Below are 14,789 nucleotides of genomic sequence, written 5' to 3'. Positions count from 1 at the left end.
GAATAGGTCGTCACGATGCCTTGTCCACCGGCCATGCTGGCTCGATGGACTCGCCGCTGCTCACGAACCTCTACGCGGCCTTCAACAGGCGTGACATCCCCACGCTGCTGGCCGCCATGACGCCGGACGTCTCGTGGCCCAACGGCTGGGAAGGGGGCGTCCTCAGCGGCCGGGACCAGGTGAGTGCCTACTGGCGGCGGCAGTGGGACCAGCTCGAACCCGTCGTCACACCGACGGCGTTCCGCACGGAGCCGGACGGCCGGATCGCCGTCACCGTTCATCAGGTGGTGCACGACAAAGCCGGAACGAAGCTCGCCGACCACGTCGTCACGCACGTCTACCGCCTCGACGACGGCCTGGTCGCGGCGATCGAGATCCGCGAGTGACGCGACGTGCGGCGATGAGTTCCGATACGGTGCCCGGTCTGTACTCCCGTGCACCCAACCGCTGCCACCGGAGGTAGGCGTGAAGCTTCTTCTCACATCCGCGGGCGTTCAGAACCCGAGCATTCACGATGCGCTGGTCGGCCTGCTGGGCAGGCCGGTCGCCGAGTCCAACGCGCTCTGCATCCCCACGGCCGCCTACCCGATGGGCGGGCCGGCCTCGGCCTGGCGTTTCATCACCGGTCAGACGCCGCTGCCGATGACCGGGCTGGGCTGGAAGTCGCTGGGCGTCCTGGAGCTGACCGCGCTACCGAGCATCGGCCAGGAGCGGTGGGTCCCTTGGGTCCGCGAGGCGGACGTCATCCTGGTGCACGGCGGCGACGCGACGTACCTGTGCCACTGGATGCGGCAGTCCGGGCTGGCGGACCTGCTGCCGTCGCTGCCTGACACCGTCTGGGTGGGGTTGAGCGCGGGGAGCATGGTGCTGACCCCGCGTGTCGGCACGGACTTCGTCGAGTGGCAGTCCGCGCCTGACGACCGCACGCTGGGGCTCGTCGACTTCTCGATCTTCCCGCACCTGGGCCTCGAACCGGACAACACCATGGCGAACGCCGAGAAGTGGGCGGCCGAGGTCGCCGGTCCGGCGTACGCGATCGACGACCAGACGGCAATCACTGTGGTCGACGGCACGGTCGAGGTCGTCTCCGAGGGGCAGTGGAGGCGGTTCCCCGCCGAGCGGTAGCTACCCGAGCAGCGCCGCCGCCGCAGCCAGCGTGGCCAGCGACAGCGTCGTCGTCACCACCACCGCCCGGTTGGCGACCGCCTCGCCGACGCCGTACTCCTGGGCGAAGATGAACGTGTTCTGCGCCGTCGGCAGGCCCGCGCACACCACCACGGCGAGCAACTGCGGCGCGGACAGGTGCAGGGCCAGGCCGGCCGCGTACGCGATGACAGGTTGTGCGACAAGCTTCAGCGCGCTGATCGCGGCCAGCTCTCCGGGCCCGGTCGGTTCCGCCCGCGACGGCGCCGCGGGGTGCAGCGACGCGCCGAGCGCGACCAGGGCGGCGGGCGCCGCGGCGCCCGCAAGCAGCGTCAGCGACGCGGCGGCCGCCGCCGGCAGACGCACACCGGCAGCGGAGCACGCGACACCGAGCAGCGACGCCAGGATCACCGGATTGCGTACGGGCAGCGAGGCGACCCGGCGCACCCGGACCCGCCCGGCCGGGTCGCTGCGCCGGTCCAGGGCAACCACGATCACGGGTGCCACCACCAGCACCTGCAGCAGCACCACCACCGCCAGGAACGACACGTCGCCGAGAACCTGCGTCGCGATCGGGATGCCGAGGTTCGCCGAGTTCACGTACCCGGCGGCCATGCCCCAGATCGGCCGCTCGCCGGGCTCGCGACCGAACAGCCGGCTCGCGCCGCCCCAGCCGAACCCGACCACGGCGACGGTGCTCACCCCGAAGGCGAGCAGCGAGCGGCCCGCGAACCCGGACAGCGGCATCCGGGCCAGGGCCAGGAACAGGGCGGCCGGCATCGCGAGCTGGAACACGAACCGGCCGAGCACCGACGCCGCCGCCTCGCCCAGCAGGCCCCAGCGACAGGACGCGTAACCGACAGCGGTGAGAATCCAGATCGGTACGAACGCCGACACCAGGCTCATGCGGGCATCACCGGAGGGCGGGCGTTCGGTAAGCCACGCGGTCAGCCTCGCATCCCGTCCGGAACGAGCAAACGGGGTGCGGCACCGTAGAGGGCGACGAGGACGCGGTCCCGCAGGATCTCGTACTGCCGGCGGCACCGGACGGGTGGGCCCGGCGGGCGTTGCTGAACCTGACCGCCGACAACGACTTCCGACGGCTGGAACTGGTCGGCAGTCAGGTCCACCTCGCGGCCGTCGGCCAGCCGGTTCCAGTAGTGGTGGCCGACCTTGGTGTCTCCGGCGTGGACCTCGCCGAGGATCAGCTCTCCGCCGAGCAGGTCCTGAATGATCAGCGCGGTCACCCCGCACTGCCCACGGGCTGGGTTGCCGGCGTGCCAATCCTCCAGGTCGTGCGGGTCGCAGGTGTCCGCTCCCCAGCCGGCGCGCAGCACCGGCCGCAGCATCTCCAGGTCGATCGCGAGCGGGACTGATCTTTGGTCGTGCTCCTCATACGTCACTCGGGAAGGGTCGGCCCTCGACCGGGTCGAGAGTCAAGCACCCCGCCGCGCGCCTAGGATGGTCCCGGTGACCTTCCCCGAACGGCGATCCGCCGACGTCCCGACCGACGAAGAACGGGTCGACGCGGCCCTGCGGCTGCTCTCCGGCCCGCCGGTCGCGCTCGACGTCGCCGTCAAGCGGCTCGCCCGCGGCAGCGGCGTCTACGCCTGGTGGGCCCCGCCCTCGGTCCTCCCCGACCTCCCCGGACCACCGAACGACAGCGACCCGTCGCGGCGGATGCTCTATCTCGGCCGGGCAACCAGCCTGCGGGGCCGGATCCTGCGCAACCATCTACGACGGTCGGGCAGCTCGACGCTGCGCCGCACGCTGGCCGGGCTTCTCGTGTCCGAGGGCTACCGGACGACCTGGACCGACCGCGTCGTCCTGGTCCCCGAGGACGAGAGACGGCTGACCGCGTGGATGCACACGAACCTGCGCCTGACCTGGGCGGAGGACCCCGAGCCGGCGGTCATCGAGGCCGAACTCGTCCGGCGCCTGCACCCACCGCTCAACGTCCACGGCGTCGGCCCCGAGCACATCCAGGCCGCAGTGGTCGCCGCCAAGAACTCGTACAACGCCAGCAGTGGCCCTGACCAGCCTTAGCCAGCCCGCAACCCGACAGGCCTCGCGCCGCATCCCATCCGGGCCGAGCAGACGCCTGATCATCCGCTGACCGGAATTGCAGTAGCCGCATTCGATCCCTGGCCGGCTATCGTCGCGCCGTGGCACAGACGAGGCAGTACGCCTATGTCGGGCCGGCCGAGTTCCGTGAGCGGGTGGTCGCGGTGGACGCTGTCACCGTGCACTCGATCGCCTCGCTCGACGAGTGGCTGGCTGGGCGTGACCCTGGAGACCTCGACGAACCGGTCACGTTCGTCGTCGATCTCGACGGCATGCTCAGACTGGCGCCGCGTCGGAGCGAACACATCGCCCTTGCCGGTGGCCGGGACGTGCTTGCCGCAGGTGAGATGGCGTTTGCTCCGGCCGGTGGCGGCTGGCGCGCCGGCGAGGTCACGAACCAGTCGACCGGCTACTGTCCCGATCCGGACTGCTGGCCCGCTGTGGCGAAGGCACTCGACCGAATCGGCGTACCCCACCCTGGTCGCTTCACCGACCGGGTCATCTTTCGTCGTTGCCCCGGCTGCGGTGAGCGCAACATCGTGCGCGACGACGACTTCACCTGCGCCCTGTGCGGTGGCACCCTGCCCGCACGGTGGAACCTGACGTCCGGCTGACGGCGTCCGGCACCAAGCCGGCGAACGAGGCCCTGTCGGTGACGAGCAGGTTCCCTGGCTACCGCTTGATGCCGGCATCACCGGGCTGGAGCGCGGCGGCGACGAGACGGAGTTGTTCCGGTGACAGATCACCTCCCTGACGGCGGTAGGTGGCCGATCCAAGGCCGACGAGGACGCCGTCCACGTACGTCCACCGGCACGGCCCCCAGTACCTGAGGTTGTTAAGCAGTTCCTCACTGAGCTGACGCACACCGGACCGGGCGCCGAGAGTGGCCAGGGCTTCCGCTGTCAGGTCGACGGCCGTGCTCGGGCGGCTGCTGTCGGCACAGGCCGGTACGAGCAGGAGCAACCGCTCGGCCGGCGTGTGGTCCGGATCCGGCTGCCGCGCTGCGGCGACCACTTCCTGCCATGCGAACGCCGGTCCTCGGAAATGTCCCTCCATCGCGGCGAGGGGGATCGGCACGTCGCCGGTGCCGGGATCGAGCACATAGTCGACGCCACCGTCGTCCTCGTAGTTGCGCATGACGACGTGCAGGCGACAGCCCTCGGCGAGCGGTAGCGAGAACACCGGCCATCGGTCCAGGTCGAGGAATACGTCGACGATCGGCTCCAGATCGGCTGGATCGACACCGAAGGCGTCCGGTGCCGACGCGGCTCCGCCGACGGTGGCGAGGAAAGCGGGCCAGAACATCGCCTGCGACATCACGTCTGACCCGTCGACCAGCGGCGACCGCAGGATCGGCGGCTCGTATCCGTTCAGGTATCCGGGGATGATCACCTGGCCGTCAGCGCGGCTTCCAGGTCCCGGCGAGTCAGGGCGGAGCGGAGCTGCAGTCCCTCGGCCGCCAGGTTCTCCCGCCCGCCCTGCTCGCGGTCGATGGCGCAGACCACCGTCTCCACCTGGGCACCGACCGATCGCAGGTGTCCGCACGAGGCCAGAAGCGCGCCTCCCGTGGTCACGACGTCCTCGATCACGACGACCCGCAGACCGCTCACCGGCCCGCCCTCGGCCACCTTCGCGGTGCCGTACTCCTTCGCCTGTTTACGCACGAACACCGTCGGCAGCCCGGTCAGCTGCGACATCACCGTGGCAATCGGGATGCCGCCCATCTCCATGCCCGCCAACACGTCGCACTCCGGCAGCAGAGCCACCATCGCCTCGGCGACCTCGCGCAGCAGCTCCGGCTTCCCCTCGAACAGGTACTTGTCGAAGTACTCGTCGCTGACCTGCCCAGATCGGAGATGGAACCGGCCGGTGAGGTGGCAGGTGTCGTAGACGCGGCGCGCGAGCGGGTGAGTCACCGGCCCAGTCTCGCACCCGTCAACCGATCCGGCGGATGCGAACCCTTGGACGCTCGTTGCGCAGGTGCCCCAGCTTGTGCTGACGGACCTGCTCCTCCCACACCTCCTGGTCGTACTCCGGATCCGGCGCCGTCCACCGGTGCGACCCGTCGCTGTAGTGGAACTTCTCGTCGCCGGCCCGCAACACGCTCACCGCAGCCACCCCAGGAACCGCCGGTGCAACGTCCCCGCCGGCGCCCAGCTCAGATCCGCCGTCGCCCGCACCAACTGCGCCCCCAGGTACACCGCCAGCGACACCGGCGCGTCCTCGTACTCCGCAAGCAGCTCCCGCCGCCGCGTCGCGCACGGCCACGGCGCACCGCACCCGCCGCACGTCCAGACCGGCAGCACCGGCCCGTGGGTGCTCACCCGCGCACCCCCAGGAAGCGGGCGACGCTCGCGCGCGCCTGCCGGCTGGTCGCCCACGCGACCTGCCAGCATGGGTACGGAGTCAGCCGCGCCCACCACAGCCGGCAACCCACGCACATCCCGTCCAGACCCCGTACATGCACCGCCAGGATCGCCTGTTCCACAGTCCTCACTGGTCCTCCTGCGGCGGCCAGTGACCGCGATTGATCGGTACGCGGTGGCGGTTCCGGCACGGCAGGTCCGCACCACACCTGCACACCCACCGCCACTTCCGCCACGACCAGGCCGGGCGATGCCGGCGTACGAGCGTCGACGCGACGGCGAGGAGGTAGCCCTCGTACGGCAGGCGCCGCCCGGCGGGTGGGGTGACGTCGGGACCCCGGTGCTGCACTTGCGCCGCTGCCGACTCACCGGGCACTGTCTGCGCGTGATCCGATTCAGCCAGCCCGAGGACTCTCCGCTTCGCCGCCTCCCATTCGGCTTCCTGCGTCTCCTGGCCCGTGGGGCGCCAACGGTTCCGACCGCCCATCACCACCTCCGTCCGCTCCGGCGCGACGGATCGCCTCACAAGGGAGTGCGGCGTCGCGCCCGGCAGGATGAGGCGTTTCCTCACCCGAAAACGGACACTAGGGCCGCATGGTGATGGAGAAATTACCGCTGGTTATGCCGCCAGGCTGATGCCCAGACGCCCGGCCAGCAGACGCAGCTCGTTCGGCACGGCCCGCCGCTTGGCCCGCTGCGCCATCGCGACGACGGCGTCCTGGGCGAGCGGGTTGAGTGAGAACGGCACCGGCGCGGCCTGCTCCGCGCGCACGAACGCTGCGATCGCCTCGTTGTCCCGGCGACCGGAATCGGCCAGTGCCCGCCCGAGGTCGAGCCAGTACGACATCTGCCGGATCGACGCCGCCAGCACCTGCGGCCGTACCGTGCGGGACAGCTCGATCACCCGGCCGGGCTCGCCGGACTCGGCCGCGATGGACATCTCCCACAGCGTCACGTTCGTCGGCCCGAACCCGCAGCCGTTGAACCCCATCCCGTCAGCCGGGTCACCCAGGGTCGCCGCTTCCCGGGCGGCCTCGGTCAGATGGTCGCGCGCGGCGTCGAGACGCCCGCTGACTGTCGAGGCCAGAGCCGCCGACAGGTGCAACTGGCCGAGCATCTGCCGGACCCGTTCGTCGGAGGCAGCGGACTGAAGCTCCGCGAGGGACCGGTCAGCCGCCCGCGCGGCGAGCGGCGCCGACTCGATCGGCAGGCTCTGCGCGTACGCGAAACGGGTCGCGCCCAGCCACGCCGCCTCCTCCACGTCCTCGGCCGCCGTCACCGCAACCCGCGCCGCGTTCAACGCCAGGTGGCGGTACCCGAGGTGCCGCAGGCAGGCCGACGCCTGGTACGCCACCTGCGCCAGCGCCGGGCCGCCCGCCGCGGCCGCCTCCAGCAGCAGGCCGGGCAGCATCTGGGCCATGGCCGGGAAGTTCGAGCGATGGCGAAGCTGCTCACTGCGCGCGATGCCCGCCACCAACTCCTCGCGGGTACGCGTCGACGGCCGCCGCTCACCGTCCTCGATCTCGATCAGCGCCGACCAGATCGCCGGCACGCACTCCGCCGCGCGCTCACGTGCCGGGTCACCCGTCTCGGTGCCCTGACCGAGCAGGTCCGCGACCGTGACCTGCAACGCGGCGGCGACGGCGACCAGGGTGGAGCGCCTGTCGATCGTCTTACGGCCGGATTCGACCTGGGAAATGTAGGACTGGCTGACTCCGGCGAGCCCCGCGAGAACGGCCTGGCTCATCCCGCCACGGCGCATCCGCCAGTAGCGGACCCGGGCGCCGATCGTGTCGGCCTTGCTCGCCATGTCTCGCCTGCCTCCCAGGACGAGGGCTGGGACTTCGGCACCGGCCGGTGCGCCGGCATACCGTGCGCCAGTGTACGTGGGTCGCTGCTCTCGTATCGACGTCAAGGCGGCTCCTACCTGCCGCTCCCCCGCCCTCTGTGGTCGACTGGTTGGGCCAATCGGAGGTGCTGTCGACATGCCAACGCCGCCTGCCTACCTGACGATCGCTGCCGACCTGCGCGCCGCGATCCTGTCCGGAGAACTCCCCGCTGGAACCAAGTTGCCGTCCGAGTCCGGCCTGATGCGCCAGTACGACGTGAACCGGACCGTCGCCAAGTGGGCCATCGCCGTGCTGAAGGGCGAGGGCATCGTGGAGGGTCGCGCCGGATCCGGCGTATACGTCCGAGACACCACCCGGCTGGTCCGTCACGCCCGAGGCCGCGACGTTCGCTCCGGCGACGGCCCGACGTCCCCGTTCGCCCGCGACGCGGCCGGCGCCGGGCAGCACGGCACGTGGGAGCACCACAGCCGACACGAGCAGGCCGATGAGCGGATCGCCGCCCGGCTCGGCATCGAGCCGGGCGCACCGGTGATGCGGACGTCGTACCGCTTCCTCGCCGACGGTGAACCGATACAGCTTTCCGTGTCGCACGAGCCTCTTGCTCTCACCAAGGACACTCCGATCGAGTGGCCCGAGGACAGCGACGTGAAGGGCGTCGTCACTCGCATGGACGCCATCGGCGTACGAGTCGACGAGGTTGTGGAGCGCGTCAGCCTTCGCTCGGCGACCGCAGAGGAGGTCGAGGCGCTCAACCTGCCGGCCCGCACGTTCGTGCACACCATCGAGCGGACCTACACCGCGGGCGGTACGCCGGTGGAGACGGCCGACATCGTGCTACCAGGCGGCCGGTATGACCTCGTCTACCGTCTCCCCATCGACTGACGACTGGCGAGGGGGATGCGGTGTCGACGAGCTCAGCGGGTGAGAGGGCACTTCCGGTGGACAACGATCCTCATGCAGGAGCCATGAGCTTCATCTTCGAGGCCGGCGTGCTCAAGCGCGCCGCCCGGACCGGTTGGTGGTTCGCCGGTGTGAAGCACCCCGAGTCGATCGCCGAGCACTCGTTCCGCACGGCGCTCATCGGCATGATGCTCGCAGCCATGGAGGGCGCCGACCCGGCTCGCGTCTCGATGTTGTGCATCCTGCACGACACGCAGGAAACCCGGATCACCGACATCCCCCACATCGCCAAGCGCTACCTCACCGCTGCGCCCAACACCGCCGTCACCGCCGACCAGGTCGCCGACTGCCCACCCGCCGTAGCCGATCTGATCAACGCTGCCGTCGCCGAGTACGAGGCCGGCGAAACCCTGGAAGCGGTCGTGGCCCGGGACGCTGACAAGTTGGAGTGCCTCGTCCAAGCGGTCGAGTACCGACACCAGGGCATTGCCGACGTTCAGCGCTGGATCGACAGCTCGCGAGCCGCATTGCGGACTACGTCCGCTCACCGTCTTGCTGACGCCGCTCTCACTGGTGCACCGATGGCCTGGCTGAATCCACCGAACCCGTGATCAGAGGTCGAACGGCGGCCCTTCGCATCTAGCTTTCCGTCGCCTGTCTCACACACCCGGATCTGCCGATGTGAGTGCGTTGAGCCGCCAAGGGAAGAGTTGCGATCGTATTGGACCCACCAGAGCGAGACCGCGACAGCGAGCTAACCCAGATAGATCGTACCGTGGGCAGTCAACGCCAAATTACGCCGGTGAAGTAAGGCGACCAGGTCACTCGGGCTTTGAAGCCTCCGGAGATCCTCATCTGTGACAAGGAGAATCCGAATCCCACGCACAAGTGCGGCAGCACCGATGGCGTGAGCACGGCTTCGATGCTCCTGGTGTCCGGTTATGCCATTCGCTGCGGCCAGTATACCGAGAGAGCAACCTCTATCGACTACGACATTTACAAAGTAGCCGAGCGTGGTGCTGTCGACTGGGCGAGACCACTTCTTGCACTCTACGAGAAAGATATCGGGGAGCATCCGGAAGCCACCATCAGCCTTCTCGTTGGCGACGGTTATGTCAACTTCCTCCGTACCGTAGTAATTAAGCGTATTTCGCTGCACGTGACAGCCGGGAACGGACTCAAGTAGATAGGCCAGCATGTTCTCGTAGTACCTGCCGCGGCGGTCCGAAGGGCTATTCGCATCTCCAGCACGGCGGAGGTATGCGTCAACTCGCGCTTGAAAGAAGGGGATCACTGGCGACCTAGTCCGTGCACGAGAGAGTTGCGCTCATTGTTGAGAACCTGCGCGAGCGTCTTCTGTCGCATATTCGACGCCAGCTCTTCGATATCAAAGACCATCACCGTTGGCCAAGTTCCGCCCCTTGGCACCCGGACCCTATGATCGCGATCCCACCTGTAATAGAGTAATATGGACCATTGTGCATCTCGTGTTAAGGCGTAGAGTTGCAGTTGGTCTAGAACGGCTCTGTCGATTTGCGGTATCCGCACTATCTTTACCTCGACAAGCAGAGGTCCCGGGATGAACTTCTCTGTTCCAGGCACCCAGGCGGCGATGTCGCCGATCCCATCGGTTCCTGTGGTCTCTTGAGCCTCGGCGCCAGCAGCTCTCAATAGGCGTAGGGCGATTTGCTCAAGGCGCATGCCGCTTGCTTGAGCCATCCTCCCGCCAGTGAGCGAGAACCCCTCGCGAAGCCCAGCCAGTTCCTCTCGAATGGAGCCAAGCTCGGCGGCATCCACAAGACGGGATGTGGCCACGCCGGCGGACGGACGTCCGACCGAGCGCAGAAACAGGTTGATTTGGCTCGTCAGCGCAGCCTTATTGGTGGTAGGTACACGGGCAACCGGTAGCGAGAATAGCGCCGGATCCAGGCGACGTGGTGGCTCAGCGACCAACAATATGGGTAGGTCAGCACCAACAGCTTGGCCGATCTCCAGATACATAGCGGCCGGCGTTTCCCAGCCATGTTCAGCGGGAAAAATTGCGCACACAAAGTCCACATCTGGAAGCCAGCCGCGTCCCGCCTGGGGCGTGCTATCGAAGGCGCGAGCCGGCTCAACGACATCCACATCAAGATCCGACAGCACGGCGCGCACGGCAGACAAGTCTGTGGGATGTTCTGCGATAAGGTAACAGCGCACGTCAGAGAGGATAGCTCAACCAAGGTGGGGTGGCGCGGACGCCTTAGCGTGATTGTGTCGGCCGGGCCGCCGACAACGGGCGCCATGGCGGTAGTGCCGAGTTAGGTGCCTGCTCGGGAGGCGAACGGGGAAATAGCGCGAATTCGTGTGGCTCTGCTTCAAATGAGCGAATTGTCGCCTCGACTAGCAAGCAACATGGCAGCGCCTGCCGAAACTAGCCAGGCTGGACTTGCGATCTGCTGATGCATCGAGATTTCCTGCTAGAATGCCGCAATGGATGCAGTAACAACCGCAACCGTCGCCACCTGGATGGCTCGTCAAGTGCGAACGAACGGGGTGTTGTATCAAGACGATGCCGTTGAGGTCATACTGCGCGAGTTTGGCGACGCCTTTGTTTACGACAACGAAAATGGAAACATTGCTATCGCCCGACCGGTACTTAGGGCATTTAGAAACTTAACTAACGGCTCGGTCGTTTGGGATAGGGAACATCGGATGTGGCGACCGAGAGAACCTAGCGATGCGCCAGGACGTCAACAATAAGAACTCGCGAAGTTGCCTAAGCAGTGCACGCGGCTTCCTCCGCCTTTGGAGACTTCGACTAGCCACGCCACCGCGCCGACCCCGATGACGGGTTCGGCGCCGGGCCGTGGGTCAGACTGTCGGGTAAGCAGGGCAACCTCGATGAACGCTGATGCGCGGTTGAGACGGCCAGCGTTCGGATCTGCCGCCGTGGGTGCGACGGTCTGGCCAACGGAGGAGTCGCATCGTGTGACGCCGTGACGTGCTCGGCAGCTTCGGGTTGTCGACAGAGTTATTGAGACCCGGCCGGGCCGTACGTGGTCAGAGATCCACGACACGGAGCGGTCCTCAGTCCTGTGGCACGAAGAACGTGGGCATGGTCTCCTCGATCTTGGCGGTTAGTTCATCAATGATTGCGGTGGGCCAGCCGAAGTAGGACGTTGTGTAGGTGAGGGCGTTGTAGAACGCGGCGATTGCTGCCCTCGCCGTGTTCTCAGCGGAACCCAAGCCGACACGAAGGTAGGCCACCTTGTGGCCTGTCACTAGGTCCTCAACCCATTCGCGTCGTTGCCGGGCAGGGTAGAGGGTCGGGTGAGTCATGTTGGACAGAAAGCCGTAGATTCCGGTCCCCGCACGACCGTCGATTGTCCCGCCGTAGCTCTGGGTCAGTTCGTACATCCAGCGAACGGCAGCTTCCAGGTTGGGTAGGGTCTGTCCGTTCAAGGTCCGGTTCCCCAGGGTGGCTGTGGTGGTGCCGGGAAAGCGAGCGATGATCTCACCCTTCAGGGCTGTGTAGTGCCCGTCGGCCAGCAGGTGACTTGGGTGCGTCTTGGCGCGCATCCGACCGGCGTTCTTCTTCGCCTCTTCCGCGCTCACGAGTTCCTCAAGGTAGGCGCGGGCAAGCCTGTTCTCGGACGATTCGTTGGGGTCTTCCCCGAGTACCCACACAGCGTGTGCACAGTTCTCGATGGTTGAACGGATGAGCGGTGGCGTCGGGAAGATGACCTCACAGCTCGCATAAAGGCTGGCGAGCCCGCCGAGGTGGCCGCTCGCTGTGAGTAGGTAGGTCTGCACGACCTCCGCGATTAGCCTATGGCCGGTCTCTCCTCGCGGCTCTTTGACCGCGGGGTCTGGCGAGGGAAGCTCCGCCGCAGCATGTGCTGCAGGGGATCGCTGCGCCGGCGTCCAATGGAAACGGTCGGCCGTCTCGAAGAAGGCATCACGGCAGGCAACGAACAGGCTTGCGATCTCGCCCAGTCGGTTGATGATGTCGTCAGGAGGGTGCTGCCGCAACGTCATATCGATCAGGATACGGGGTCAGCCGCGTGGGGCCGGTGGCGTGCGACCGCTAAGGCGTGGTGCACTCATCTGCCGCGATCAGCGCGCCATGCTCGCCGAACGAGCGGCTGTGCCGGCAACTTCTGAACCTGCTGAAGAACCGGCTCCGGTTCGGGTCGGAAGCCACACCTTCCGACGGCCGATTCAGCTACCGGCCGCTCGGCTTGGTCTGAAACCAGAGGATCACGGTCGCGGCGAAGAACAGCAACACAAAGAACACGCAGGGGCACAGCAGGAGCACCGCCATCCCTTCCATGACGCACAGCCTAGGCTCGTTCCCCCCGGGTGGCTGCGCCCGCGGCTCCGAAAGACGCGACCATGCCTCGTACGGACCAAGACGGTCCGCATGGCCCCGCGAGCCGGCCTGCGGTCACTGGTCGGCGGCGAGGCCTACCGCGCTGGTTCATCGACTCCGTCTGACCAGCAGGTAGCGTCAGGCCGCGAAAGCCGCATGCCGCAACGCCGCGAAGGAGCACCGTGGTAACCGGGGGGCCGACACCGTCTCGAACACCCGGCAACGCCGACACGGTGCGCAATGGCTCTGGTGGTGATGGCATCCGTCGGCCTCACGCAACCCTGAGCAGCTCAGAACCAGCTTTCCCGCATGTCCAGCGTGGTCCGGTCCAGCCCTTCCAGCAGGTCGAACTGCGCGCCCACCTTCGGCAACTCCCACCTGTAGAAGTACCGCGCCGCCTGCCTCTTCCCCGCCAGGAACTCCCCCTCGGCCCCGTCCGGTGACCCCAGCGCCTCCACCGCGAGCACCTGCTCCAGCCACATCCACGCGATCACCACGTGCCCGACCGCCTCCAGGTAGACCGAGGCGTTCGCCAGCGCCAGCTCCGGATCGCCCGGTGCCCACAACCGCCGCGTCACCACGGCGATCCGGTCGACCGCGGCGGCGAGCTGTCCGGCCAGCTCGGAGGCGAACCCGTCGGCCTTCCACGCCCGGCTGATCGTGCCGCGGATCGTCTCCAGCAGGAGTTCCAGCGCGGCGCCGTCGCGCATGGTGACCTTGCGGCCGAGCAGGTCGAGGGCCTGGATGCCGTGGGTGCCCTCGTGGATGGCGTTGAGCCGGTTGTCGCGCCAGTGCTGCTCGACGTCGTAGTCGCGGGTGTAGCCGTACCCGCCGTGCACCTGGATGGCCAGGTCGTTGGCGGCCAGGCACCACTGCGCCGGCCAGCTCTTGGTGATCGGGGTGAGCAGGTCCAGCAGCAGCTGCGCCCGTTCGCGGTCGGCCTCGGCGGGCGCGGTCTTCTGCTCGTCGAGCAGCCGTCCGCAGTAGAGCACCAGCGCGAGCGCGCCCTCGACGTAGCTCTTCTGGGCCAGCAGCATCCGGCGTACGTCGGGGTGGGCCACGATCGGCACCTGCGGCGTGGTGGGGTCCTTGTCGGCGACCGGGCGGCCCTGCGGGCGCTGCCGGGCGTACGCGACGGACTTCAGGTACGCGGTGTAGCCGAGCGCGGTGGCGCCGGCGCCGATGCCGATGCGCGCCTCGTTCATCATGTGGAACATCACCGCGAGCCCCTGGTGCGGCTGCCCCACCAGGTAGCCGACCGCCCCGGCCCGCCCGTACGGCCGGTGCACGCCCTCGCCGAAGTTGAGCAGCGTGTTGGTGGTGCCCCGGTAGCCGAGCTTGTGGTTGAGGCCGACCAGCACCACGTCGTTGCGCGGCCCGAGGTTGCCGTCGTCGTCGAGCAGCGTCTTCGGCACGATGAACAGCGACAGGCCCTTCACGCCGGCCGGCGCGCCGGGGATGCGGGCAAGCACCAGGTGGACGATGTTCTCGGCGAGCTCGTGGTCGCCGCCGGAGATCCACATCTTGGTGCCGACGATCCGGTAGGTGCCGTCGTCCTGCGGCTCGGCCCGCGTGGTGAGGTCGGTCAGGGAACTGCCGGCCTGCGGTTCGGACAGGCACATGGTGCCGAAGAACCGGCCCTCGACCATGGGGCGTACCCAGGTGTCGATCTGCTCGGCGCTGCCGTGGGCGAGCAGCAGGTTGGCGTTGCCGAGGGTGAGCATCGGGTACGCGGACGTGCCCACGTTGGCGGCCTGGAACCAGGCGAACGCGGCGGCGGCCACCGTGTGCGGCAGTTGCAGGCCGCCGACCGACTCGTCCATGGTGGCGGCGAGCAGCCCGGTCTCGGCGAACGCCTCCAGCGCGGCCTTGACCTGCGGGATGGTCCGTACGCGCTGCCCGTCGAACGTGGGCTCGCTGGTGTCGGCGGCCCGGTTGTGCGGGGCGAAGCGCTCGGCGGCCACCTGGGCGGCGAGGTCCAGCACCGCGTCGACGGTCTCCCTGGTGTGCTCGGCGTAGCGGGGGCGCTCGGTCAGCCGGGTCACGTCCAGCCAGTCGTGCAGCAGGAACGTGAGGTCGCGGCGGGACAGCAGCAGATCGGACGAGGACAAC

The 14,789-nt window shown here is 68.1% G+C and carries 18 protein-coding genes and 1 pseudogene; 7 read left to right on the top strand and 12 right to left on the bottom strand.

Translation table 11 applies throughout. The features are described from left to right. The first annotated feature begins 44 nt into the window (after positions 1 to 44). Together PVK74_RS03850 and PVK74_RS03845 are read left to right on the top strand one after the other, a co-directional pair. Complete coding sequence (locus tag PVK74_RS03850) at positions 45 to 386, top strand: nuclear transport factor 2 family protein (RefSeq protein ID WP_274478205.1); 342 nt, start codon at positions 45 to 47, stop codon at positions 384 to 386. A 79-nt stretch (positions 387 to 465) separates the two neighbouring features. After that, on the top strand, positions 466 to 1,125 hold the full coding sequence (locus tag PVK74_RS03845) for a Type 1 glutamine amidotransferase-like domain-containing protein (protein ID WP_274478204.1): 660 nt from the start codon (positions 466 to 468) through the stop codon (positions 1,123 to 1,125). On the opposite strand, the gene PVK74_RS03840 is transcribed toward PVK74_RS03845, so the two are convergent. After that, the gene (locus tag PVK74_RS03840) at positions 1,126 to 2,049 is read right to left on the bottom strand and encodes an AEC family transporter (RefSeq protein WP_274478203.1); all 924 of its coding nucleotides are present in this window, start codon (positions 2,047 to 2,049) and stop codon (positions 1,126 to 1,128) included. A gap of 41 nt (positions 2,050 to 2,090) precedes the next feature. Continuing rightward, positions 2,091 to 2,546, bottom strand: a complete 456-nt coding sequence (locus tag PVK74_RS03835; protein WP_231915461.1) for a YunG family protein — start codon at positions 2,544 to 2,546, stop codon at positions 2,091 to 2,093. Positions 2,547 to 2,604: 58 nt separating this feature from the next. On the opposite strand from PVK74_RS03835, the gene PVK74_RS03830 reads away from it, so the two are divergent. Then, complete coding sequence (locus PVK74_RS03830) at positions 2,605 to 3,189, top strand: GIY-YIG nuclease family protein (RefSeq protein WP_274478202.1); 585 nt, start codon at positions 2,605 to 2,607, stop codon at positions 3,187 to 3,189. Positions 3,190 to 3,308: 119 nt separating this feature from the next. Beyond that, complete coding sequence (locus tag PVK74_RS03825) at positions 3,309 to 3,821, top strand: TFIIB-type zinc ribbon-containing protein (protein WP_274478201.1); 513 nt, start codon at positions 3,309 to 3,311, stop codon at positions 3,819 to 3,821. 58 nt (positions 3,822 to 3,879) lie between these two features. Here the strand turns inward: PVK74_RS03825 and PVK74_RS03820 are convergent, their stop codons facing one another. The 6 genes and pseudogenes from PVK74_RS03820 to PVK74_RS03795 form a co-directional block, all read right to left on the bottom strand. Continuing rightward, positions 3,880 to 4,524: a hypothetical protein gene (locus tag PVK74_RS03820; protein WP_209961550.1), complete on the bottom strand. Its 645-nt coding sequence runs from the start codon at positions 4,522 to 4,524 to the stop codon at positions 3,880 to 3,882. 71 nt (positions 4,525 to 4,595) lie between these two features. Next, the gene (pyrE, locus tag PVK74_RS03815) at positions 4,596 to 5,123 is read right to left on the bottom strand and encodes an orotate phosphoribosyltransferase (protein WP_209961548.1); all 528 of its coding nucleotides are present in this window, start codon (positions 5,121 to 5,123) and stop codon (positions 4,596 to 4,598) included. Between the two features lie 19 nt (positions 5,124 to 5,142). After that, positions 5,143 to 5,316 carry a hypothetical protein gene (locus tag PVK74_RS03810; RefSeq protein WP_166456489.1) on the bottom strand — a complete coding sequence of 58 codons (174 nt, stop codon included), beginning with the start codon at positions 5,314 to 5,316 and terminating at the stop codon, positions 5,143 to 5,145. Further along, positions 5,313 to 5,531, bottom strand: a complete 219-nt coding sequence (locus PVK74_RS03805) for a hypothetical protein (RefSeq protein WP_209961546.1) — start codon at positions 5,529 to 5,531, stop codon at positions 5,313 to 5,315. Before PVK74_RS03805 ends, PVK74_RS03810 begins: the two co-directional genes overlap by 4 nt. Beyond that, positions 5,528 to 5,887 (bottom strand): annotated as a pseudogene (locus PVK74_RS31125) (hypothetical protein); the annotation flags it as partial. The pseudogene PVK74_RS31125 and the gene PVK74_RS03805, both read right to left, overlap by 4 nt. A 305-nt stretch (positions 5,888 to 6,192) precedes the next feature. After that, on the bottom strand, positions 6,193 to 7,383 hold the full coding sequence (locus PVK74_RS03795; RefSeq protein ID WP_069090158.1) for a helix-turn-helix domain-containing protein: 1,191 nt from the start codon (positions 7,381 to 7,383) through the stop codon (positions 6,193 to 6,195). 175 nt (positions 7,384 to 7,558) lie between these two features. Between PVK74_RS03795 and PVK74_RS03790 the strand changes: the two genes are divergently transcribed. Continuing rightward, complete coding sequence (locus PVK74_RS03790; RefSeq protein ID WP_274478199.1) at positions 7,559 to 8,305, top strand: GntR family transcriptional regulator; 747 nt, start codon at positions 7,559 to 7,561, stop codon at positions 8,303 to 8,305. 83 nt (positions 8,306 to 8,388) lie between these two features. Continuing rightward, positions 8,389 to 8,934, top strand: coding sequence for an HD domain-containing protein (locus PVK74_RS03785; RefSeq protein WP_274478198.1), 546 nt, complete (start codon positions 8,389 to 8,391; stop codon positions 8,932 to 8,934). Between the two features lie 143 nt (positions 8,935 to 9,077). Here the strand turns inward: PVK74_RS03785 and PVK74_RS31190 are convergent, their stop codons facing one another. Together PVK74_RS31190 and PVK74_RS03775 are read right to left on the bottom strand one after the other, a co-directional pair. Then, complete coding sequence (locus tag PVK74_RS31190; protein WP_356982584.1) at positions 9,078 to 9,521, bottom strand: restriction endonuclease; 444 nt, start codon at positions 9,519 to 9,521, stop codon at positions 9,078 to 9,080. A 92-nt stretch (positions 9,522 to 9,613) separates the two neighbouring features. Next, positions 9,614 to 10,477 (bottom strand): hypothetical protein, encoded by an 864-nt coding sequence (locus PVK74_RS03775; protein WP_274478196.1) that lies wholly within the window; start codon positions 10,475 to 10,477, stop codon positions 9,614 to 9,616. Positions 10,478 to 10,795: 318 nt separating this feature from the next. Between PVK74_RS03775 and PVK74_RS31185 the strand changes: the two genes are divergently transcribed. After that, a complete protein-coding gene (locus PVK74_RS31185; protein ID WP_396797334.1) occupies positions 10,796 to 11,065 on the top strand; it encodes a DUF6953 family protein in 270 nt (89 codons plus the stop codon). 327 nt (positions 11,066 to 11,392) lie between these two features. On the opposite strand, the gene PVK74_RS03770 is transcribed toward PVK74_RS31185, so the two are convergent. Continuing rightward, positions 11,393 to 12,343, bottom strand: a complete 951-nt coding sequence (locus tag PVK74_RS03770; protein ID WP_274478194.1) for a hypothetical protein — start codon at positions 12,341 to 12,343, stop codon at positions 11,393 to 11,395. Between the two features lie 624 nt (positions 12,344 to 12,967). Next, the gene (locus PVK74_RS03765; protein WP_274478193.1) at positions 12,968 to 14,788 is read right to left on the bottom strand and encodes an acyl-CoA dehydrogenase; all 1,821 of its coding nucleotides are present in this window, start codon (positions 14,786 to 14,788) and stop codon (positions 12,968 to 12,970) included. Position 14,789 lies beyond the last annotated feature (1 nt).

Source organism: Micromonospora chalcea (assembly GCF_028768405.1).
In the GTDB taxonomy this organism is placed as follows: Bacteria; Actinomycetota; Actinomycetes; order Mycobacteriales; family Micromonosporaceae; genus Micromonospora; species Micromonospora chalcea.
Note: the sequence above shows the minus strand (reverse complement) of the source record. Positions and strands in the feature narration are given on the sequence as shown.